This is a genomic window from Synechococcus lacustris Maggiore-St4-Slac, from assembly GCF_024345595.1.
Classification (GTDB): Bacteria; Cyanobacteriota; Cyanobacteriia; order PCC-6307; family Cyanobiaceae; genus Synechococcus_D; species Synechococcus_D lacustris.
In genome coordinates this window covers 204,527-225,261 of record NZ_JAGQBK010000001.1, presented here as the reverse complement: position 1 = coordinate 225,261, position 20,735 = coordinate 204,527, and the positions used below count along the sequence as shown (strand labels likewise).

General features: G+C 52.9%; 23 protein-coding genes and 1 tRNA gene. 17 read left to right on the top strand and 7 right to left on the bottom strand.

The window, feature by feature from the left end:
* Positions 1–12 precede the first annotated feature (12 nt).
* Both KBY68_RS01245 and KBY68_RS01240 read right to left on the bottom strand, forming a co-directional pair.
* Positions 13–1,044 (bottom strand): PstS family phosphate ABC transporter substrate-binding protein, encoded by a 1,032-nt coding sequence (locus tag KBY68_RS01245; protein ID WP_255095596.1) that lies wholly within the window; start codon positions 1,042–1,044, stop codon positions 13–15.
* A gap of 93 nt (positions 1,045–1,137) precedes the next feature.
* Positions 1,138–1,224 (bottom strand) — tRNA-Ser (locus KBY68_RS01240).
* Positions 1,225–1,278: 54 nt separating this feature from the next.
* On the opposite strand from KBY68_RS01240, the gene KBY68_RS01235 reads away from it, so the two are divergent.
* The 6 genes from KBY68_RS01235 (at position 1,279) to rpmB (ending at position 6,294) form a co-directional block, all read left to right on the top strand.
* Positions 1,279–1,647, top strand: coding sequence for a 2Fe-2S iron-sulfur cluster-binding protein (locus tag KBY68_RS01235; protein WP_255095595.1), 369 nt, complete (start codon positions 1,279–1,281; stop codon positions 1,645–1,647).
* A 3-nt stretch (positions 1,648–1,650) separates the two neighbouring features.
* Positions 1,651–2,472 (top strand): inositol monophosphatase family protein, encoded by an 822-nt coding sequence (locus KBY68_RS01230; RefSeq protein ID WP_255095594.1) that lies wholly within the window; start codon positions 1,651–1,653, stop codon positions 2,470–2,472.
* 27 nt (positions 2,473–2,499) lie between these two features.
* Positions 2,500–3,681 carry an ATP phosphoribosyltransferase regulatory subunit gene (locus KBY68_RS01225; RefSeq protein ID WP_255095593.1) on the top strand — a complete coding sequence of 394 codons (1,182 nt, stop codon included), beginning with the start codon at positions 2,500–2,502 and terminating at the stop codon, positions 3,679–3,681.
* Between the two features lie 81 nt (positions 3,682–3,762).
* Positions 3,763–3,987 carry a ferredoxin family protein gene (locus KBY68_RS01220; RefSeq protein WP_106498969.1) on the top strand — a complete coding sequence of 75 codons (225 nt, stop codon included), beginning with the start codon at positions 3,763–3,765 and terminating at the stop codon, positions 3,985–3,987.
* A gap of 86 nt (positions 3,988–4,073) precedes the next feature.
* Entirely contained in the window at positions 4,074–5,999 is a 1,926-nt protein-coding gene (htpG, locus tag KBY68_RS01215) for a molecular chaperone HtpG (protein ID WP_255095666.1), read from the top strand.
* A 58-nt stretch (positions 6,000–6,057) separates the two neighbouring features.
* Positions 6,058–6,294, top strand: a complete 237-nt coding sequence (gene rpmB, locus KBY68_RS01210; RefSeq protein WP_106498970.1) for a 50S ribosomal protein L28 — start codon at positions 6,058–6,060, stop codon at positions 6,292–6,294.
* Positions 6,295–6,371: 77 nt separating this feature from the next.
* On the opposite strand, the gene csaB is transcribed toward rpmB, so the two are convergent.
* Complete coding sequence (gene csaB, locus KBY68_RS01205; RefSeq protein WP_255095592.1) at positions 6,372–7,484, bottom strand: polysaccharide pyruvyl transferase CsaB; 1,113 nt, start codon at positions 7,482–7,484, stop codon at positions 6,372–6,374.
* Positions 7,485–7,500: 16 nt separating this feature from the next.
* Here csaB and KBY68_RS01200 point away from each other — a divergent pair, with 16 nt between their 5' ends.
* The 3 genes from KBY68_RS01200 to psaK are packed head-to-tail and all read left to right on the top strand — an operon-like array spanning position 7,501 to position 8,422.
* The gene (locus KBY68_RS01200; RefSeq protein ID WP_106498971.1) at positions 7,501–7,806 is read left to right on the top strand and encodes a DUF2499 domain-containing protein; all 306 of its coding nucleotides are present in this window, start codon (positions 7,501–7,503) and stop codon (positions 7,804–7,806) included.
* Entirely contained in the window at positions 7,803–8,150 is a 348-nt protein-coding gene (locus tag KBY68_RS01195; protein ID WP_106498972.1) for a DUF3593 domain-containing protein, read from the top strand. The genes KBY68_RS01200 and KBY68_RS01195 overlap by 4 nt, the downstream gene beginning before the upstream one ends.
* Entirely contained in the window at positions 8,147–8,422 is a 276-nt protein-coding gene (psaK, locus tag KBY68_RS01190) for a photosystem I reaction center subunit PsaK (RefSeq protein ID WP_106498973.1), read from the top strand. The genes KBY68_RS01195 and psaK overlap by 4 nt, the downstream gene beginning before the upstream one ends.
* A 10-nt stretch (positions 8,423–8,432) precedes the next feature.
* On the opposite strand, the gene KBY68_RS01185 is transcribed toward psaK, so the two are convergent.
* Both KBY68_RS01185 and dxs read right to left on the bottom strand, forming a co-directional pair.
* Positions 8,433–9,650 carry an NAD(P)/FAD-dependent oxidoreductase gene (locus KBY68_RS01185; protein WP_255095591.1) on the bottom strand — a complete coding sequence of 406 codons (1,218 nt, stop codon included), beginning with the start codon at positions 9,648–9,650 and terminating at the stop codon, positions 8,433–8,435.
* Positions 9,651–11,570 carry a 1-deoxy-D-xylulose-5-phosphate synthase gene (gene dxs / locus KBY68_RS01180; RefSeq protein ID WP_255095590.1) on the bottom strand — a complete coding sequence of 640 codons (1,920 nt, stop codon included), beginning with the start codon at positions 11,568–11,570 and terminating at the stop codon, positions 9,651–9,653.
* Positions 11,571–11,646: 76 nt separating this feature from the next.
* Between dxs and ilvA the strand changes: the two genes are divergently transcribed.
* The 3 genes from ilvA to KBY68_RS01165 all read left to right on the top strand — a co-directional run bounded on the left by ilvA (position 11,647) and on the right by KBY68_RS01165 (position 14,108).
* Complete coding sequence (gene ilvA / locus KBY68_RS01175) at positions 11,647–13,167, top strand: threonine ammonia-lyase, biosynthetic (RefSeq protein ID WP_255095589.1); 1,521 nt, start codon at positions 11,647–11,649, stop codon at positions 13,165–13,167.
* A 120-nt stretch (positions 13,168–13,287) separates the two neighbouring features.
* Positions 13,288–13,779: an SMC-Scp complex subunit ScpB gene (gene scpB / locus KBY68_RS01170; RefSeq protein ID WP_106498977.1), complete on the top strand. Its 492-nt coding sequence runs from the start codon at positions 13,288–13,290 to the stop codon at positions 13,777–13,779.
* 23 nt (positions 13,780–13,802) lie between these two features.
* Entirely contained in the window at positions 13,803–14,108 is a 306-nt protein-coding gene (locus KBY68_RS01165) for a YggT family protein (RefSeq protein ID WP_106498978.1), read from the top strand.
* A gap of 5 nt (positions 14,109–14,113) precedes the next feature.
* Here the strand turns inward: KBY68_RS01165 and KBY68_RS01160 are convergent, their stop codons facing one another.
* The gene (locus tag KBY68_RS01160) at positions 14,114–14,578 is read right to left on the bottom strand and encodes a hypothetical protein (RefSeq protein WP_106498979.1); all 465 of its coding nucleotides are present in this window, start codon (positions 14,576–14,578) and stop codon (positions 14,114–14,116) included.
* Positions 14,578–14,907 (bottom strand): nucleoside triphosphate pyrophosphohydrolase family protein, encoded by a 330-nt coding sequence (locus tag KBY68_RS01155; RefSeq protein WP_255095588.1) that lies wholly within the window; start codon positions 14,905–14,907, stop codon positions 14,578–14,580. The genes KBY68_RS01160 and KBY68_RS01155 overlap by 1 nt, the downstream gene beginning before the upstream one ends.
* A gap of 45 nt (positions 14,908–14,952) precedes the next feature.
* Here KBY68_RS01155 and pyk point away from each other — a divergent pair, with 45 nt between their 5' ends.
* From pyk to KBY68_RS01130, 5 genes are all read left to right on the top strand, one after another.
* A complete protein-coding gene (gene pyk / locus KBY68_RS01150; RefSeq protein WP_255095587.1) occupies positions 14,953–16,737 on the top strand; it encodes a pyruvate kinase in 1,785 nt (594 codons plus the stop codon).
* 6 nt (positions 16,738–16,743) lie between these two features.
* Complete coding sequence (locus tag KBY68_RS01145) at positions 16,744–17,973, top strand: ABC transporter permease (protein WP_255095586.1); 1,230 nt, start codon at positions 16,744–16,746, stop codon at positions 17,971–17,973.
* Complete coding sequence (locus KBY68_RS01140; protein WP_255095585.1) at positions 17,970–18,389, top strand: NUDIX hydrolase; 420 nt, start codon at positions 17,970–17,972, stop codon at positions 18,387–18,389. The genes KBY68_RS01145 and KBY68_RS01140 overlap by 4 nt, the downstream gene beginning before the upstream one ends.
* Before the next feature lie 79 nt (positions 18,390–18,468).
* The gene (gene ftsH, locus KBY68_RS01135; protein ID WP_255095584.1) at positions 18,469–20,388 is read left to right on the top strand and encodes an ATP-dependent zinc metalloprotease FtsH; all 1,920 of its coding nucleotides are present in this window, start codon (positions 18,469–18,471) and stop codon (positions 20,386–20,388) included.
* Positions 20,389–20,431: 43 nt separating this feature from the next.
* Positions 20,432–20,692, top strand: a complete 261-nt coding sequence (locus KBY68_RS01130) for a DUF7219 family protein (protein ID WP_255095583.1) — start codon at positions 20,432–20,434, stop codon at positions 20,690–20,692.
* The last annotated feature ends 43 nt before the right edge of the window (positions 20,693–20,735 follow it).

The window sequence follows — 20,735 nt, the reverse complement described above, 5'->3', positions numbered from 1 at the left end:
AGGGGAGGTTTTTTAATTGCGGAATTCTGGCCTTTTATTGCTATCGATGCTTTTATTAAGTAATTCACCTATGCCAGCTCCCACGGGGAGTTCACCAGCGAAAGAACTACCGCGAACATCACGGAACAGCTTATTTTCTACGATTCGATATTGCGAATTAGATAGGGGAATGTAGCCTTCTTTGGCAACAAAACCAGCTGCATTTCTCAAATAAAAGCCAATGAATGCCCTAAGGGATGGATTATTTTTTATTTGATTGCCATTAATATAAATAAATATTGGCCTTGAAAGTGGTTGATAGGTTTCATTTTGAACATTTCTGATAGATGGCAGAACACTGCCCTTTGCTCCCTCGATTGCTAGGGCGCGGAGTTTGGCTTGATTAGCCTTGTAATTGGCAAAGCCGAAATAGGCGAGGCCATTGGGATCTGAGCTGATATTCTTTACGATAATATTATCATCTTCACTGCTGCTATAGTCGGCCCTAGAATTATCAGCATCGCCATTAATAGCCTTGTTAAAATATTCGTATGTACCTGAATCCTTGCCAGGTCCATAAAGATTAATTGGCTTTGCAGGCCAATCTAAATTCACCTGATTCCAGCGTTCCACCTTGCCCTGGGCGTCGCGGGACCAAAGTCTTTTAAGTTCGATCAAGGAAATATCCTTTGCCCAGGTGTTTGCAGAATTAACTACTACCGTTAGCGCATCAAAGCCGATAGGCAGTTCATAAAAATCAATTTTTGCTGCAGCACAGGCTTTTAGTTCCTTTGTGTTAATGGGCCGTGATGCATTACTAATTGCAGTTTTTCCAGAGCAAAAATCCCTAAAACCAGCCCCAGTTCCATTAACAACTACGGGCGTGAATAATGCTTTGCCAGCAGCACTAGTTTTGCGATATTCCTTGATCGCCAGGTCTGTTATGGGGGCGACGGTGCTGGAGCCACTGCTGCTTATTGAACCGATTTGGGCCCTTGCGGATAGGGGGGCTAGCAACAAACCAATTGCCACACCAAAAACAACTGATCCGGATCGGCTGCTCACTAGAACCACAATTCCCACAAAATCTGTATCCGAATAATGGGCAGCTTTCTTTGTGGCTTCTTTAAGGCAAGGTAGCCATGCTGCAAATTGAAACGGAGAGGGAGGGATTCGAACCCTCGATAGAGTTGCCCCTATACAGCATTTCCAGTGCTGCGCCTTCGACCACTCGGCCACCTCTCCTTAACTGGCTTTGAATAGCCCGTGGCAACCTAGCAGTTGAACCCTTAACTCCCCATGGCTGTTCTTCATCGGGTTACCATCCACGACCGGCAACGGGGGGAAACCCATAGTGCCAATCTGCCAGAGGGTTCCTACGTGCTCCAGGGCTTTGAAGCCCTTGGCACGCCATTGCCCTTCAGCTGCAGGAATGGCTGTTGCACCGCTTGCGCCGTAAGGGTGCTTGAGGGCAACCTGGAGCAGCCGGAAGCCCTTGGCCTTTCGCGCGCTCTTAAGCAAAAGGGCTATGCCCTCCTTTGCGTTGCCCAGGTGAGCGGCGCCTTGGTTGCAGAAACCCAAGCCGAGGATGAGGTTTATTTATTGCAATTTGGCCAAGCCTTCGCCCGCGGCAGGGTGCGCAAAGCAATCCCCCTTGAGGACCATTGATCAATGCCCACTCAAAGCCCCTTAGAACTGCTTGAAATAGCCAAAGAAGCGGCGGCCGCTGGCTCCAATGCCTTAGAGAAGCACTGGGGAAAGCTTGAGCAAGTGCGTAGCAAAGGCAGGCCCGGCGACCTGGTTACGGAAGCTGATCTAGCAGCTGAGGCAGCCGTTCTTGCTGTGCTGCATCAGCGCAGCCCGCTCATAGGTGTGTTGGCCGAGGAAGCAGGCCTGCAAGGCCCCCTTGGCGAATTGCAGTGGTGCGTAGATCCCCTTGATGGCACCACGAACTACGCCCATGGGTTTCCCCTATTTGCCTGTTCAGTTGGGCTTCTAAAAAATGGCAAGCCAATTCTTGGTGCCATTGAAGCCCCAGCCCTGCAGCAGTCTTATTGGGGGGGCCATGGCCTAGGCGCCTATTGCAACGGCGATCTGCTTCAAGTTTCCGGTTGCAACGATTTAAGCGAATCACTACTGGTAACTGGATTTGCCTACGACCGCTTTGAAGTGCAAAACAACAACTACACCGAATTTTGTTATTTCTCCCACCGCAGCCATGGGGTTAGACGCGGTGGCGCCGCCTCCCTTGATTTGGCCTTTGTGGCAGCAGGGCGGCTAGACGGCTACTGGGAAAGGGGTTTGCAGCCGTGGGACCTGGCAGCAGGTGTTGCCCTAATTGAGGCGGCCGGAGGAGTTGTGTGTGATTACAACGGTTCAGGGCTGGATCTTGCTAGTGGCAGGGTTGTGGCATCCAGCCCAGGGCTTATGGAGCCTTTATTGGCTGGTTTATCTAGCTGCCAACCGATGCCTAAAGAGATTTACAAAGCATAGGATTTGGCCGATGTTGCGTAAGCACCCATGGCCTTGCAGCCCGCCAGCGGCGCCCGCGATCTTTTGCCCCAGGATGTGGGGGCAAACCGATGGATTTGTGATCGCCTCGCTGAGGTTTATCAGCTATGGGGTTACAGCGAGGTAACACCCCCCAGCATCGAACGTTTAGACACCCTTGAAGCTGGGGGGGCTATCGCCTCAGCCCAGGTTTTACAGGTTGTTGCAGATGAGCCCTTAGGCCTGCGGCCAGAGATGACAGCCAGCATTGCCAGGGCCGCTTGCACTCGGCTCGAGGCGCTGCAAAGGCCTTTACGACTGCATTACAGCGGCTCGATCTTTTTGGCTGAAAGGCTTGATGGCGAAAATCCAAAAATCAACGAGCAACTACAAAGCGGCGTTGAATTAATGGGTAGCGCCAGCCCAGCTGGGGATGCTGAATTGCTCAGGCTTTTGCTTGATGCCGCAGGGCATCTCCCCCTAAACGAAAAGCACGCCCCCTGTTTATTAATCGGTCACCAAGGGCTGCTTGAACTAGTGCTTGAAAAAATTGAGCCATCTGTTCAGCAAAATTGCCGCCGGGCCCTCTGCCATGGGGATCAGCTGGGTTTAAAACAAATAGCCATAAACAACAATCAACTGCAACTGCTGCTGCAAATAATCAAATTGAGGGGAACGCCAAAGCTGGTGTTGGAAAAACTTAAAAACTTGCTTGGCCCTGCAGCACTGCTGGATGAGCTTGAGGAGTTGCTTTCGGCGATAGCGCCCCTTGCTGCCAGCGCTGGAATTCGCTTGCAACTAGATCCAACCTTTCAACCCCAATTCGCCCTCTACGACGGCTTGGTAATGCAATTGGTGTGCCAGGGGCCCCATGCACCAGTGGCCATTGCCAACGGTGGCCGCTACAACAAATTATTGAAAAAATTCAGCCCTCTAGATGCCGAGGTCACAGGGGTGGGCTTTAGTTTCTCCGTTGGCGAGGTGCGGGTTTTGCTTGGCAATGCCAGCGGCCATGCCCCCCTTCCAAACAAAAACTGTTGGCTCGTGGCATTTCAGCGATCTGAGCTGCTGAACCAAGCCCTAAACCTCCAGCAGCAGTGCCACCGCCGCGGCGAACAGGCTGAACTTTGGCCTCACCCCTGCAACACAAAAGAGGAGGCAGAAAATCATGCTGCGGCCCGAGGCATCAGCTTGCTCAACTGGCTCAGCTAAAAGCTCGATTCCAATCTTTAATCAACCAACAAGCATTTTTGCTTTTGGGATTTTAGAGTTTCATTAACGAGGATTAATCCGATGGCCCACACGATCATCAGCAACGTGTGTGAAGGCATTGCCGACTGTGTTGATGCCTGCCCCGTTGCCTGCATACACCCCGGCAAAGGGGCAAATCCCAAGGGAACAGCCTTTTATTGGATTGATTTTCAAACCTGCATCGATTGTGGCATTTGCCTGCAGGTGTGCCCGGTTGAGGGTGCAATTTTGCCTGAGGAACGCCCTGAACTACAGCAAATCAGCTAAGCCGGTTCGGAGAACCCACCCTCAAGGGGCCTTGAGCTTTGGAGGAGCAGCTGCCTAAGGTTGAAAAGTTTTTAATTGATCTACCCATGACGGTGCTAGAAGAAAAAGGTCAGATACAGATTCACACCGAAAATATTTTTCCAATAATCAAGAAGGCAGTTTATAGCGGCCACGAGGTTTTCCTTAGGGAATTAGTTAGTAATGGCACCGATGCCATCAGCAAAAGGCGCATGGCTGCCATGGCTGGAGATTGCAGCGAAGGACCTGAAGGTTGCATTCAAATACGAATAGATAGGGAAGCCAATACCCTCACCATCAGCGACAACGGCATCGGCATGACAGCCGATGAGGTGAAGCGCTACATAAATCAAGTTGCCTTCTCCAGCGCAGAGGAATTTCTAGAGAAATACAAACGGGAGAGCGATGCAATTATCGGCCACTTTGGCCTTGGCTTCTACTCCAGCTTCATGGTTGCAAAACAGGTGGAGTTGCTCAGCCTCAGCGCAAAAGATGGTTCAGAAGCAGTGCGCTGGAGCTGTGATGGTTCGCCAAACTTCAGCCTTGAAGCTGGCGAGAGGGCTGAACCGGGCACCGATATAATTTTACATCTCCAAGATGAGGAACTCGAATATATTGAGCCAGCAAGAATACGCAATCTAATAACAACTTATTGTGATTTCATGCCGGTTGCAGTTCAGCTCGATGGGGAAACAGTAAACAAGCGTGAGGCGCCCTGGAGACAAAGCCCAAGGGACTTAAAAGACGAAGACTACCTTAATTTATATCGCTATCTTTATCCTTTTCAAGGCGACCCCTTGCTATGGGTGCATTTAAATACCGATTACCCATACAATTTACAAGGAATATTATATTTTCCCCAGCTCGCTGGCCGAGGGGACTGGGACAAGGGCGAAATTAGGCTTTACTGCAACCAAGTATTTGTAAGCGATTCAATTAAGGAGGTTGTTCCCCGCTACCTGCTGCCTTTACGCGGGGTGCTCGATTCACCAGACATCCCCTTAAACGTAAGCAGATCAGCCTTACAAACCGATCGCAAGGTGCGCTCAATTGGTGGTTTTGTTGCTAAAAAAGTTGGTGATCGTCTCAAGGAATTAAAACGAAATAATCCAAGCAGATATGCCGAAATATGGGATTCAGTGGCTCCATTTATTAAAATTGGTGCCATGGAAGATGATAAGTTTGCTGATCAAATTGCAGAAATAATTTTATTTGGCACCACCTTAAAGACAGATAATTCCGATGAGCAGGGCGACGCTCCAGAGCCAGATCCAATCCGATTCGCTGAAAAGAGTTTCACCACCCTTAGCGGCTACACATCCCGCACCGATGCAAATCACAAGGAACGGGTTCTCTATTGCAACGACGAAGCCGCCCAGGCCGGCGCCCTTGCCCTCTGGCAGGGCCAGGGGACTGAAGTTTTGTTGGCTGATTCATTAATTGATGCTCAATTCATTCCTTGGCTTGAAATGCGCCATGGTGAATTGAAATTTCAGCGGGTTGATTCCGAGCTGGATTCAAGCCTTCAAGAGCAGGAACCAAGCCTTGCCGATGCCGATGGCAAAGAAGCAAGCGAAAAATTGCGCGATCTATTCAAGCAGTCGCTATCAAACGACAAAATCACCATTCAGGTGCAGAGCCTTAAGGGCGAAAACGCACCGGCAGCCTTAATTCTTCTGCCGGAGCAGATGCGCCGCCTAAACGACATGGGAGCCCTGATGGAACAGAGGCTGCCAGGCCTACCAGACCACCACGTGCTGCTCGTAAACCGTCGTCACCGCCTTGTGGATGGATTGCTGAAGCTTTCATCTGGAGCGGTGCTCACAACCAGCCCTGGGGCCAATTCCCCAAGCCAGGTGTTAGCGGAACAGCTGAGCCGCCACCTCTATGAGATGGCCAGGTTGGCCGTGGGTGGCCTCGAGCCAAATCAGCTGGCTGGTTTTCAACAACGCAGTTGCGATCTGATGGGGCAGCTGATGGAGCGGGGCCTCTGAATCAATGCCCCGCTCCTTTGCTAAGCTAGTGGGCTAGTTCTTATTTGGAATTCAGTAGATGTCTCGGGTGTGCCAGCTAACCGGTCAACGGGCCAACAACGGCATGGCCGTTAGCCACTCCCATGTGCGCACCAAAAAGCTGCAGCAGGTGAACCTGCAATACCGCAGGCTCTGGTGGGCTGAAGGGAACCGCTGGGTAAAAATTCGGCTTTCCACCAGGGCCCTGCGCACTGTTCAAAAGAAGGGCTTAGGTGCTTTTGCAAAGGAACTGGGCGTAAACCTCGCCAAGGTTTGATTTTACAAGTTGATTTTTAATGATTTAATTTTTGATAACTTGTTTTACTAATTTAATTTTTGGTAATTTTTTAATTATTAATAACTTGGTTTGAGTTGCTTTTTTAGCATTATTCCATGTACTGCTGAGCTATTAATTTGAATATTTATTTGATCGCCCAATAGCGGTTTATCCAGTTGTTTATTCCAGCTGGAATAAATAGTTTCTGAATTGTTAGGCACCTCTGCCAAATCAAGGCAAGGGCACCCCAAACCTGCTGCTGCTGCTGCCACCTTTGGGTCGTAGCTGAGGGCAGTGCAGGGTGCTCCAGTTAAGGCGGCAAGGATCAGAGCGTGCAAACGCATTGCCAACACCAACCCAGCCAGGGATGCCTCTGCCATGGCCTCTTCAGGCCGTTCAAGGCAAAGTTCCCTTGAGCATCTCCATAGGGATTCCGGCATCAGCCCCCTTGCATAGAGCTGTTGCCATAAACCCCGGTCTTGATGGGCATGGAAAGGCATCCACAACACCTGGCGATGGTTTTGCTCGGCCAATTGGGCTACGGCCTCAAGCAAAACCCGCCACTGGTGGTTTTGCAGCAATGCTGTGGGCCGCCAAGCCAAAATTATTGGTCCGCCACGGCCGCGCCAATGGCCTTTGGCTAGGCACCACACGGGATCAGCACCAATGGGGTCGGGGGCCATGGGGCTGCGGCCCAATTGGCGGGCCAATCCGGCGGAGCCTGGATCACGCCAACTGGCAGCCTGCACAATTGCCAGGAGAAAACGCACCAATTGCCTACTGGGCCAGCGCTTCAAGGGCCCCAGCCCCTGGCCCCAAAGTAAAACCGCTTTGCCCTGCAACCGGGCCGCGATTATCAGGGCTGCATAGAAGATCAAACTTTTAAAACTTGTGCTGTCTTGCAGCAAACTGCCACCACCAAAAATCAATAGCTCGCAACGGGCCAATGCCCTAAGAGTGCTGCTTAGGCTGCGGCGATTGCAGGTTTGAACACCAAATCGTTTAGCTACTTGAACCTGATCCGCTGCGGTAACAACAACATTGCAACCAGCACCCACCTGGGCCAAAAGCGCCTGGAGTAGAGCATCATCCCCAAGATTGTGTTCGCCGTAATAACCGCAGATCAGCAATTTGTTTGGGGAGGGAACCACAGCGATCGTCCATGCCCCTGTCAGTGTGAGCCATGGCATTACTAAATTGCCAGCAATGCACATCCTTTCCTTTCACACCTGGGTTATTCACCTCAGCTCGGTGCTGGAGTGGCTACTTGCAATGGCTGCTGTGGTTGCCTGGGGAGAAAGAAAGCATGAGCCTGAATGGCGCTGGCTTGCCCTTGCCATGGTGCCCGCCTTAGCTAGTGCCCTTTGCGCCTGCACCTGGCACCTTTTTGATAACAGCATTGACTTGCACTGGTTAGTAACCCTGCAAGCAAGCCTCACCCTGCTGGGCAACTGCTGCTTAGCGGCTGCCGCCTGGTTAATTGCCCGTTCGGCCAAACCGCAGCTGCCATGAACGATCCAGCAGCACCTTTATTTGCAGCATCCCTGCTGCCATACCTTCTTTTCCTTTGGTGGGCAAAACGCAGTGGCCGTTTTCCGCCTCTCGCCCTTTGGGGCTTTGCATTAACACTTTTATTTGTGGCGATCACCATTGGCGCAGCAACCATTGCCCTTAACCGCTATGGGCAGGAATTGGCCAACGTGGATTGGCTCCATGGCGGCGCAGAAGCATTCCTGAGCCTTAGCAATTTGGTGTTGCTTTTAGGTTTCGGCAGTGAACAAGTCTTACGGCCTGCGGCACAATCCGCCCCAGGGCAAGATGATCAACTAGCCGCACCAAGGCCCCCTAAAAAATGACTGTTATTCCAACCCTGATCAGCCCAGTACTGGCACTCACCCCCGCAGTGGTTACTTGGACCCCCAAGGTGGGTTTAGTGATGATCCTCTGCAACGTAATTGCCATCGCCATTGGCAAAGCAACCATCAAATATCCAAACGAGGGTTTGGCTCTACCAAACAACAGTTTCTTTGGCGGCTTTGGCCACGGCGCCCTTTTGGCCACCACCAGCCTTGGCCACATCATCGGAATCGGTGCAATTCAAGGCCTTGCAGCTTCTGGTGTTCTTTGAACACCAGCCCCTAGCCAAATAAATAGGGAAGAGCCCTCAGGCCAAAGCGTTCAAAGCGGTAGTTAAAAAGCAGTTCCGATAAATCCGCAGCGCTGCAATGGTTTAGCCCCTGCAGCAACCGCTCCATGCGTTGATCTGCCGCCTTGTTATCCAGGCCCCACCAAGTGCGTTTAGCAAGGCGTCCACTCAAGCTCCAGCGGGTTCCCAATTGCCCCTGGAGCTTTTTTTTATAGGTTTTAATCAAGCCTTGATTTGCTTTTTCATCGCCTGGATTGGCAAGGGCATCGAGCAACAAGGGCAATAGAACCCTGGCGCTCTCCATGGCATGGCGTATGCCCTCTCCACCCAACAAATTTGCGGTGCTAACTGCATCACCAAGGGCAAGCAACCGCCCACGGCCATGGCAATCACTCCGCTGCACCCGGCTGCGGATCACCCCGCCATGGCGATTAATAACCGTTGCTCCCCCCAAATCCAGCTCCTTGAGGAGTTGCTTTTGCAATAGGCCAAGGGCAAGGCCACCTAGCTGCTTGCTTTGCCAAGGAGGAGGCAAACGACACACACCCACCTTCAACAGGCCAGGCTGCATCGGAAATACCCAGCCATAACCATTGGGAACCCAGCTACTGCCAAGCGCAAAGCTGAGTTTCTTACTCCAGTGCTGCCAACGGCCCATATCTACCTTTAACAACCACTCAAGCCCGATTCCGAGCAGTAGGTGGTCTTTAACAAGGTTGCTGGTTTCACCAATCAAGCAACGGCTTTGGCCTGTGGCATCAACCACCCAATTGGATTTCACCTTTGTGATTTTTCCATGGGGATCCCTCAATTTGGTAATTAATTGATTCCTGTTTGAATTGGTTTCCACTGCAACAACGCTGCTGGCGAGCCGCACTTCACCACCAAGGGCCTGAACCTGAACCGTTAACCAGTGGCGCAGGGCGCCAAAATCCAACACCGCCCCCAGGGCATGCTGTTGCTGCCATTGATGCCAAATAGCATTCGGTCCGAGCAGCTGCCAACCGTGCCAGCTAGCTGCCAAAACCTCCGCAGGCAAACCAAAACGGCTAACACTGGCAAGGGGCAGGGCAGCGCTGCTAAATGCCGCCTGCCGCATATCAGCCAAACGATCAACTAAACAAACAGACACTCCGGCCTGGGCCAAACAGCGGGCCAACTCCCCCCCCGCTGGGCCAGCACCAGCAACTAAAACCTCAAAAGTCTCCACTCACACCGGTTGAGCTTCGCGGTATTGATGGTTTAGGGCAACGCCAAATTTATCGGAAATCCTTTGGGCCATTTGGGTTGGTGTGAGGCCAAGGGACTGCTTGGATTGATCCGGACTGGCGTGGTCTACCAGTTGGTCGGGGATTCCAATGCGTAAAACCGGTACCAACACATCGTGATCCTGAAGGGCCTCGAGCACGGCAGCGCCAAAGCCCCCCGCCAGACACCCCTCCTCCATCGTTACTACCCTGCCGATGCGGCGGGCCATGGGCACAAGCAAACTTTCATCAAGGGGCCTCAGGAAACGGGCGTTAACAACCGCAGCCCTTATCCCCTGCTCCTGGAGCAATCCGGCTGTTGCCATGGCGGGCGCCACCATGGCCCCATAGGCAACGATCAGCAGATCATCACCTTCAGCCAATTGTTCAGCCCTGCCAATTTCTAAGGGCTCCCAGCCTTCCTCCAGCAAGGGAACGCCTTCTCCCTCGCCCCTTGGTATGCGAAGGGCTGTGGGTCCTGGATGGGCAATACAAGTAACAAGCATCCGCTGCAATTCCGCCTCATCCTTCGGGGCCATCACCGTGAAATTCGGAATACAGCGCAGGTAAGAAATGTCGTATTGACCCTGGTGGGTGGGACCATCGGCTCCCACGATGCCTGCCCGATCCATCACAAAACAAACGGGAAGATTTTGAATGCCAACATCATGAATTAGTTGGTCGTAAGCCCTTTGCAAAAAGGTGCTGTAGATGGCAGCAACTGGCCTTAATCCGTCGGCTGCCATGCCGGCTGCAAGGGTTACTGCATGTTGTTCAGCAATACCAACATCTATGTATTGCTGCGGTAGTGCTTTTTGAAGCAGATCTAATCCGGTACCGGTTGCCATCGCTGCTGTTATGCCAACAATATTGCCGTTTTGCTCGCAGAGTTTCACAAGGGTTTGACCAAACACTTTGCTGTAGCTCGGTGGTTTTGGTCGCTTTGCTGGAAAAGATTTTCCGGTGGATAAATCAAAGGCAGATTGGGCGTGATAACCAACTTGATCAGCTTCCGCATAGGGATATCCCTTGCCTTTGGTGGTAACTACATGTACTAAAACAGGCCCATCGCAGCGGTGGGCTGCCTGAAAAGTGCGCATCATTGCAGCCATGTCGTGGCCATCAACTGGTCCCATATAGGTGAATCCCAACTCTTCGAATACCGCCCCAACTTTCGGCACGGCTAGGCGTTTCATTCCCTCCTTTAAACGACTCAACTCCGATGGCAATTGTCCGTGCATAAAAGGCAAACTTTTTACAGCTTCCTCAGCACTGCCACTAAGAAATTGCACCGGTGGGCTTAAACGCATCCGGTTTAGATAGGTGGAAAGTGCCCCCACCGGTGGTGATATCGACATGTCGTTGTCGTTTAACACCACCATGAATTTGGTGTGGGGCAAATGCCCCGCATGGTTTATCGCCTCTAGGGCCATCCCACCGGTTAAGGCGCCATCACCGATTACGGCAACGCATTTATGGCTTAGGCCCTGGCGATCCCTGGCCAGGGCCATGCCAAGGGCAGCGGAGATGCTTGTGGAAGCATGGCCAGCGCCAAAATGATCAAAGCGGCTCTCAGAACGTTTTAAGTAGCCAGCCACTCCCCCCTGTTGCCTAAGGGTGTGGAATTGGCCGTAGCGGCCGGTTATCAATTTGTGGGGATAGGCCTGATGACCCACATCCCAAACAACCCGGTCGTGGTCGAGGTCGAGGGTTTGATAGAGGGCCAGGGTTAGTTCAACAACCCCAAGGCCAGGGCCCAGATGACCACCGCTGGTTGAAACAGTTTCCAGGTGCTTTTCACGGATCTGGCGGGCAATTGCCTCCAATTCCAGCAGGGTTAGGCCGTGCAATTGATTCGGATGACTCAGCTCACTGAGGTGCATTCCGCCGCGTTTCTGTGGTAACTAAATCTAGGCCCCCCACACCAAGGCTGAAGATATAGGTGTGAAATGAGGCGCAATGCAGGGTTACCTACAACGAATCCTGAGGGCGAGGGTCTACGACGTAGCCCTTGTTACCCCCCTAGAGCCAGCACCCACCTTGTCGGCAAGGCTTGGGCAAAGGGTTTTACTCAAAAGGGAAGACCTGCAACCGGTTTTTTCATTCAAATTGCGCGGCGCCTTCAACAAGATGGTGCAACTGAGCCAAAAGCAACGTGAGCAGGGGGTGATCGCAGCAAGTGCCGGCAACCACGCCCAGGGGGTGGCCCTGGCGGCCCAAAAACTTGGCTGCAAAGCTTTGATCGTGATGCCCCTCACAACGCCGCGAACAAAGGTGGAAGCGGTGCAAAGGCTGGGTGCTGAGGTGTTGCTCCACGGTGATACCTACGACGAAGCCCATGAACGGGCCCGCGAATTGGAAGCCGAGCGCAAGCTTTGTTTTATCCACCCCTTTGATGATCCAGATGTGATCGCTGGCCAGGGCACCATCGGCCTGGAGATATTGCGTCAGTGCCCTGAGCCCCCCCATGCCATCTACCTTGCAGTTGGCGGTGGTGGCTTGATCGCCGGCGTTGGCGCCTACGTGAAATCACTGTGGCCAGATGTGGAGATCATCGGCGTGGAACCTGTGGATGCCGATGCCATGACCCAATCCCTTGCCGCCGGCAAGCGGGTGTGCCTTGACCAGGTGGGTTTATTTGCCGATGGGGTAGCCGTAAAACAAGTGGGACAGGAAACCTTTCGGCTCGCCCAGCAGGTGGTGGATCGGATGGTAACGGTGGATAGCGATGCCATCTGCGCGGCAATTAAAGATGTTTTTGAAGACACCCGCTCAATTCTTGAGCCGGCCGGAGCCCTCGCCATAGCTGGGCTTAAGGCCGATGCCGTAGGCCGCCCGAAGGGTCAGCAATTGGTGGCCGTGGCCTGCGGCGCAAATATGAATTTTGAAAGGCTGCGTTTTGTAGCTGAACGGGCCGAATTGGGTGAAGAACGGGAGGCGATGTTTGCCGTTGAAATTCCCGAGGGGGCCGGAAGTTTGCGGCAATTTTGCCGTTTGCTTGGCACCCACAACCTCACCGAATTTAGCTATCGCTTAGCTGCTGGGGTGAAGGCTCAAATTTTTATCGGTGTACAAATTATTAATAAAGCTGATGCTGCCGCCCTAGCTGAAAAGCTGATCAATGCGGGCTTTCCCTGCGTGAACCTTTCAGGCAATGAATTAGCAAAGTTGCACTTGCGCCACATGGTGGGCGGACGCCTACCCCAAGGATCTGGCGATAACAACCTGGAGGAATTGCTCTATCGCTTTGAATTTCCCGAGAGGCCAGGTGCCTTGATGGCTTTTGTTGAAGAATTAAACCCCTGTTGGAATATCTCGATTTTTCACTACCGCAATCAAGGCTCTGATGTGGGAAGAATCGTGCTGGGCGTGCAGGTTCCTAAGCAGCAATCAAGTGATTGGCAGCAATTCCTTAGGCAGCTCAAGGTGCCTTGGGCAGATGAAACCAAGAATCCGGCCTATCAATTATTTCTGGTGTGATTACTTCTGGTGAATTTCCTCTGGTGAATATCCTCTGATGTGATTATTTCTGGTGTGATTATTGCAAGTGTAAACATTTCTAATTTGAACATTCTAACTTGAGCATGGCTAAAGTGAACCGTGGCAAATCCAAACCTTTCCCTACCGGCCCAACTTGAGGCAGTGCTCTATTTGAAGGGCCGCTGCCTCAGCTTGCATCAACTCAGTGAGCTTGTGCATTCCCCCCCTGAAGAGGTGGAACTTGCCCTGATTACCTTGATGGCCGACTACGCCCATCGCGACACCGCCTTGGAAATCCGCCAGGAAAGTGCTGGCTTCAGTTTGCAATTACGGGCCGACCTCAGTGATCTAGTGCAGGAATTGGTTCCCGTAGACCTCAGCACGGCCAGCCTGCGCACCCTTGCCACCGTTGCCCTAAAAAAACGCATCCTGCAATCGGAGCTGGTAGACCTGCGGGGCAGCGGCGCCTACGACCACATCAAAGAGCTGGTGGAGCAGGGTTTCATTGAAAGAAGGCGCCAAAGCGATGGCCGCTCTTTCTGGATAAGCCTCACGGAAAAATTCCATCGCACTTTCAGCGTAAAAAGCAGCGCTGGCGGTGAGGCTGGATAGATTTAAACCATTCGCCTAATCCCATGGACAGCAGCCTCCTCCTCAGCTCCTTTCTGCAGGTGCTTGCCCAAACCCTCAGTATTTACACATTTGTTTTGGTGGTGCGGGTGCTGCTGAGCTGGTTCCCCAACCTCGATTGGAGCAATCCATTGCTCTCAACCTTGAGCTCGATAACCGACCCATACCTGAATGTTTTTCGCGGGCTTATCCCCCCCCTGGGCGGCCTTGATCTATCAGCTTTGGTGGCCTTTTTTGCCCTGCAGATTGGTGGTGGCCTGCTGAGCCAGTTGGCGATGAGCACCGCACCATCATTCAGCTCTTTTCAGTAATTTTTTTATTCTTCCAAGTTCAATTCCAGCTCAAGCGGTAAACGTTCATCGTTAACACCCGCCCTAGCCCTTACGGGCGCGCTAAAGCCCTTGGCCTTGGCGTGGCTCACCTGAAGGGGGCCAGGGGTGCCAGCAGGCACCGAAAGCCTTAGGGCAAAGGCAGAACGGCCTGGCTGCACATCACCGATGGAGCCAACCCTGGTGCGATTTTGCAAAACCGGTTCTCCGCTGGCATCAAGTATTTGGGCAAATACATCGGTATCAACCACCGGTTTAGCTCCACTGTTCAGCACCTCGCCGCTGAGGGCATAGCAGCTGGCCCCTAGGGGCCTGCGAAATTCCGGTTGGGCACCCACATCGGCCTGGGGGCAGGGTTCAAGTTTTACCTCCAACACCTGCAAAACCGCTGCCAGAGCAGGGGGCGCCCAAAACAACAGAATTGCCAGAAGTAAACCCAGTAAAGAAGCCATCAACGTTGATCACCACTGCCGGAGATCACGTTACGGGCAGCGCGGCTTTGCAGTTTTTCTAAATTTGCCTCGGCTATGGCCTCAAGGCCAAAACCCAACTCATCAGCCAATTGGGACACATACCAGAGCACATCGCCCAATTCCATGGCGATTGCCTGCTTTTGCTCGCTATTGAACTCACCGGCGCCATCACGTAACACCTTTTTTACCTTGTCTGCCACTTCTCCGGCTTCACCGCACAGGCCCAAGGTGGGATAAAGGATGTTGTTGCCTCGGTGGGGGTAGAGGGCCGTTCGCCGGGCAAGGAGCTGATAGGAATTGAGTTCCATTTGATCTGTAGGGTGATAGCTTCCGCTGCGTCTCAAGCCCGGTTCATGCCAAAGCCCGACCTGCAGCGACGCACCAAGATTGTCGCCACCATCGGGCCCGCCACCGAATCGCCGGAAATGATTCGCGAGTTAATTCTTGCGGGCGCCACCACCTTTCGACTCAATTTTTCCCACGGCGACCACTCTGAACATGCCCAGCGGGCAGCCACAATTCGTCAGGTAGCCCACAAATTGGGAATGCATGTGGGCATTCTTCAAGATTTACAAGGACCCAAAATTCGTCTCGGTAGGTTTAACGCTGGCCCCATAACCCTGGCTAAAGGCGACCCTTTTGCCCTAACGGCAAGGGATGTGGCCTGCGATCAACACATCGCCACCGTTACCTACGACAAATTGGCGGTTGAAGTGCCACCCGGCAGTCGAATCCTGATGGACGACGGCAAGGTGGAAATGCTGGTTGATTGGATCGATCAACAGGAACAAACCCTCCATTGCAAAGTAACCGTGGGGGGGGTGCTCTCCAATAACAAGGGGGTTAATTTCCCCGATGTGTTGCTTTCCGTGCGGGCACTAACCGCTAAAGATCGCAACGACCTCGCCTTTGGCTTACAGCTGGGGGTGGATTGGGTTGCCCTGAGCTTTGTGCGCAATCCATCAGATATGGAGGAGATTCGCGAGTTGATTCGCAGCCTTGGCCATAGAACCCCAGTGATCGCAAAAATAGAAAAATTTGAAGCGATTGATCAAATCGATTCAATCCTGCCCCTCTGCCATGGGGTAATGGTTGCCCGCGGTGACCTCGGCGTGGAGATGGCAGCAGAGGAGGTGCCACTGCTGCAAAAGGAATTAATCCGCAAGGCCAATTCGTTGGGCATCCCGATAATCACCGCCACCCAAATGCTCGACAGCATGGCCACAAACGCCAGGCCCACCAGGGCCGAGGTAAGTGATGTGGCCAATGCGATTCTCGATGGCACCGATGCTGTGATGCTTTCAAACGAAACCGCCGTGGGCCAATACCCGGTGGAGGCGGTGGAAACCATGGCTCGCATCGCCAGGCGCATCGAGCAAAATTATCCAAACCGCCAACCGGATACCCAGCTGGCCAGCACGATTCCCAATGCAATCAGCCAAGCGGTGAGCACCATCGCAAATCAACTGGATGCAGCCGCGATCCTGCCCTTAACCAAAAGTGGTGCAACGGCAAGAAATGTGAGTAAGTTCCGCCCCTCCACGCCCATCCTTGCTGTTACCAGCGATGTGAAGGTGGCCCGTCAGCTGCAACTGGTTTGGGGCGTTAATCCATTGGTGATCAGCACCCAAAGTTCCACCAGCCGCACCTTCAGCATTGCCATGGGTGTTGCCCAAGAACAGGGATTGCTAGAGGAGGGCGACCTGGTGGTGCAAACCGCCGGCACCCTCAGTGGCGTGAGTGGTTCCACTGATTTGGTGAAAGTTGGGATCGTTTCTGCGGTGTTGGGCAGGGGTACCGGTTTTGGTAATGCTTCCGTTAGCGGCAAGGTGCGCTTGGCCCAAAACCCTGAGGAGGCAGCTGGCATCGAGCCCGGTGAGATTTTGGTGGTGTCCCACACCACCGCTTCATACCTGGAGGCGATTCGCCGCGCCGGCGGGGTGATCACAGAGGAAGACGGCAGTCAAAGCCACGCCGCTGTTATCGGCCAACGGTTGGGTATTCCCGTGATTGTGGGCGTTGCACAGGTAACCAGTGATGTGCGCCAAGGTGAGGTAGTTACGCTTGACATACGCCATGGGGTGGTTCACCGGGGTACCCATGTGCACGACCACAGCAGCGCCGACAACATTGGCTAATCGGCCATGAGTGCCCGTTTACCCATAAAAGACACCATTGGCATGGCCCTTGGGGCCCTGAGTTCGAATCGCTTGCGCTCAGCATTAACAATGCTTGGCATCGTGATTGGCAATGCCTCTGTAATCACCCTTGTGGGGGTTGGAAAGGGGGCTCAAAACTTGGCAGAGGGTCAACTAAGCACCCTTGGGGCAAATGTGTTGTTTGTGGTGCCTGGCAACAACGACACCCGTAGACGCGGCATTGAAACGCCCAAAACCTTGGTTTTAGAAGATGCCAACGCCATCCTTGAGCAAGTGCCAAGCGTGGGCCGTGTGGCACCCCAAATCACCCTGAGCGAAACGGTAAGGGCAAGGGATTTAAGCGCCACTGCAACGGTTTCCGGGATCACCCCCGAATTTTTAGCGGTGCGACGTTTTGATATGGCCCAGGGTCGTTTTTTTAGTGATGCCGACCTCCAAGGCGCCCGCAATGTGGCGGTGCTGGGCCCCGACTTGGCGGCGCGCCTACTGCCAGGGGGCTATCCAATCGGCAAGGAGATACGCATCCGCAATCAGTCGTTCCAGGTGGTGGGGATCATGGCTTCAAAAGGAGCTTTTCTTGGCCAAAACCAAGATGATGCCGCCTACGTGCCCCTCAGCACCATGGTGAGTCGGCTGAGTGGCAGAGATCCCACCTTTGGCACCTCCCTCAGTTTTGTGAGCGTGGAAGCAAAAGATGAAAAATCGGTGAGTGCCGCCAAATTTCAGATCAGTAATCTGCTGCGCCTGCGCCACAAAATCCTCAGGGAAGACGACTTTGCTGTGCGCTCCCAAAAAGATGCCCTTTCAATTGTGGGAACAATCACCGGGGGCCTCACCTTGATGCTTGGCGCCATAGGCGCGATTTCACTTCTGGTGGGAGGTATTGGCATCATGAACATCATGTTGGTATCTGTAAGTGAACGCACCCAAGAGATCGGCCTTCGCAAGGCCGTAGGTGCCCGCAGCAACGATGTGTTGCTGCAATTTCTTGTGGAAGCCCTCGTGGTGTCGAGCTTGGGGGGGTTGGTGGGCAGCCTGATAGGGCTCGGGGCAGTTCTGGCGGTAGCGGCCTTAACGCCCCTGCCAGCGGCCATCGGCCTGGCCAGCGTTGCTAGCACCGTTGCCCTATCTGGCTCCATTGGCCTCTTTTTTGGGGTGGTGCCTGCAAGGCGGGCCGCCCAATTAGATCCAATTGTTGCCCTGCGCCGCCTGTGAATCCACCAGAGGTTGCCCTTGCCATGCTCGAGCGCCAGGGCAAATGGCTACTGCAGTTAAGGGACGACGTTGCCGGAATCGTGTATCCGGGCACCTGGGCCCTCTTTGGCGGTCATCTGGAGCCAGGGGAAACAGCCATGGAAGCCGTGCAAAGGGAGCTATTGGAGGAAATCAACTGGACCTCCACCCAGCTAGAACCCTGGTTTGTGCAAAGCAGCCCCCAAAGGGTGGCCCATTTCTTCCGTGGTTCCCTTGGGGTGCCCTTAACGGAGCTAACGCTCCTGGAGGGTCAAGACATGGTTTTAGCCAGCTTGGAAGAACTGCGCAGTGGTGAGGTTTTAAGCCCAAAAAATGCTGAAATCCGACCCTTTGCCCCATCGCTGCAATGGGCAGTAACTGAACTTTTGAAGCAATAAAGCGCTGGGGGAGCCCCGCTGGCTTCTCAGGGTCTTTACAATTACGAAACAATTTTGGCCAGCGGCTGCAAAACCATCCATGAACAACCGTTGGCGCACCGTTCTGCTTTGGGCGTTACCTATCTCCTTAGGTTTATTTCTGCTCTGGCAGGTAATTGCTAACGGTGGCCCGGCACGGGTTGTTAATCAACCAAATTTGGCACCCCGCAACAGTGCCGTAGCCCGCATGACCTACGGCCGCTTCCTCGATTATGTGGATGCTGGAAGGGTAACTTCTGTAGATATTTTTGATGGTGGCCGCAGTGCGGTTGTAGAAGCCGTTGATCCAGATATCGACAACCGTGTTCAACGTTTACGGGTTGATTTGCCTGGATTAGCACCAGAACTGGTTAATAAATTAAAAGAAGAAGGGATCAGTTTTGATATCCATCCCCCCCGCAGTGCTCCGCCTGTTCTAGGTGTTTTAGGCAATTTGTTATTTCCTCTTTTACTCATTGGCTCTTTGGTTTTATTGGCTCGCCGCTCCTCAAATATGCCTGGGGGCCCTGGCCAGGCCATGCAATTCGGCAAAACAAAAGCCCGCTTTTTAATGGAGGCTGAAACCGGAGTTAAATTTGATGATGTGGCGGGAGTTGAAGAAGCAAAGGAAGATCTCCAGGAAGTAGTTACCTTTCTCAAACAGCCGGAAAGATTTACTGCCGTTGGTGCAACTATTCCAAGGGGTGTGCTCCTTGTAGGCCCCCCTGGAACCGGTAAAACCCTCCTGGCAAAAGCCATCGCCGGCGAAGCTGGTGTGCCCTTCTTTTCCCTGGCCGGCTCAGAATTTGTTGAGATGTTTGTTGGTGTGGGTGCAAGCCGAGTAAGGGACCTGTTTAAGCGGGCTAAGGAGAATGCCCCTTGTTTGATTTTTATCGATGAAATAGATGCTGTAGGCCGTCAAAGGGGCGCTGGTATCGGTGGCGGCAACGACGAAAGGGAGCAAACCCTTAACCAGCTGCTCACTGAAATGGACGGATTTGAAGGTAATAACGGAGTGATAATTATTGCTGCAACAAACAGGGCTGATGTTCTTGACTCCGCCCTGATGCGTCCGGGTAGATTCGATCGTCAGGTGAGTGTGGATGCCCCTGACATCAAGGGCAGGCTTTCCATTTTAAAGGTGCATTCACGCAATAAAACCTTGGCGGAAGATGTGAGCCTTGAAATGATCGCTAGGCGCACCCCTGGCTTCACCGGTGCTGATCTCGCCAACCTACTTAATGAAGCTGCAATCCTCACAGCGCGGCGCCGCAAAACTGCCACCGGTTTGGCTGAGATCGACGACGCCGTAGATCGTGTAATTGCCGGCATGGAAGGTACACCCCTTACCGATGGCCGCAGCAAGCGTTTGATCGCATATCACGAAGTGGGTCATGCCCTAGTGGGAACCCTGGTTCAACACCATGATCCCGTTCAGAAAGTAACCCTCATTCCCAGGGGACAAGCCCAGGGCCTCACCTGGTTCTCCCCAGATGAGGAGCAAATGCTGGTTAGCCGTGCCCAACTAAGGGCACGCATCATGGGTGCCCTGGGGGGCCGTGCTGCAGAGGCAATTGTTTTTGGCCATGCCGAAGTAACCACTGGAGCAGCTGGTGATATTCAGCAGGTGGCCGGGATGGCACGCCAAATGGTTACCCGATTTGGCATGAGCGAACTGGGTCCGATGTCCCTTGAAGCGGGCAATCAAGAGGTTTTTGTTGGCCGCGACCTAATGACGCGCAGCGATGTATCCGACTCCATCACCAATCGCATCGATGGTCAGGTGAGATTGATTGTTGATAAGTGCTATCAAGACACCTTGGCGCTTCTAGAGCAGCAGCGTCCCTGTATGGATTGTTTAGTGGAACTTTTAATCGAGAGTGAAAGCCTTGATGGCGATAAGTTTAGGGAGGTTGTGAGTACATTTGCTGCTATTCCTGAAAAGGAAAGGTTCTCGCCGCTACTGCCTGCCAGCCCCTAAGGGTGCATAATAACTAAGCTTATGGCTTAATTTAATGACTCAGATGGGTTCCCCCTTAAACAATCCTATCCCTGAGGGGGAGGAAGGAACCCATTCCCCCCTGGAGGCATTCAGTAACTACAGAGGCGAAGATTGGACGCCTGAAAGATTAGCTTTTCACCAGAATCTTGAGCAATTTGCAGAACGAGTTGGCCTAATTGTTGCCCTACAAGGGAATGGCAAAGTAAGTCAGGAAGTGGCCTACGCCGAAATAAAACAAATCTGGAGCCAGCTGCGGGACAGCCACAAAAAATTAATCAATTAGTTTAATTTTATTTAACCTAATTTGGCTTAATCAAGTAATCACA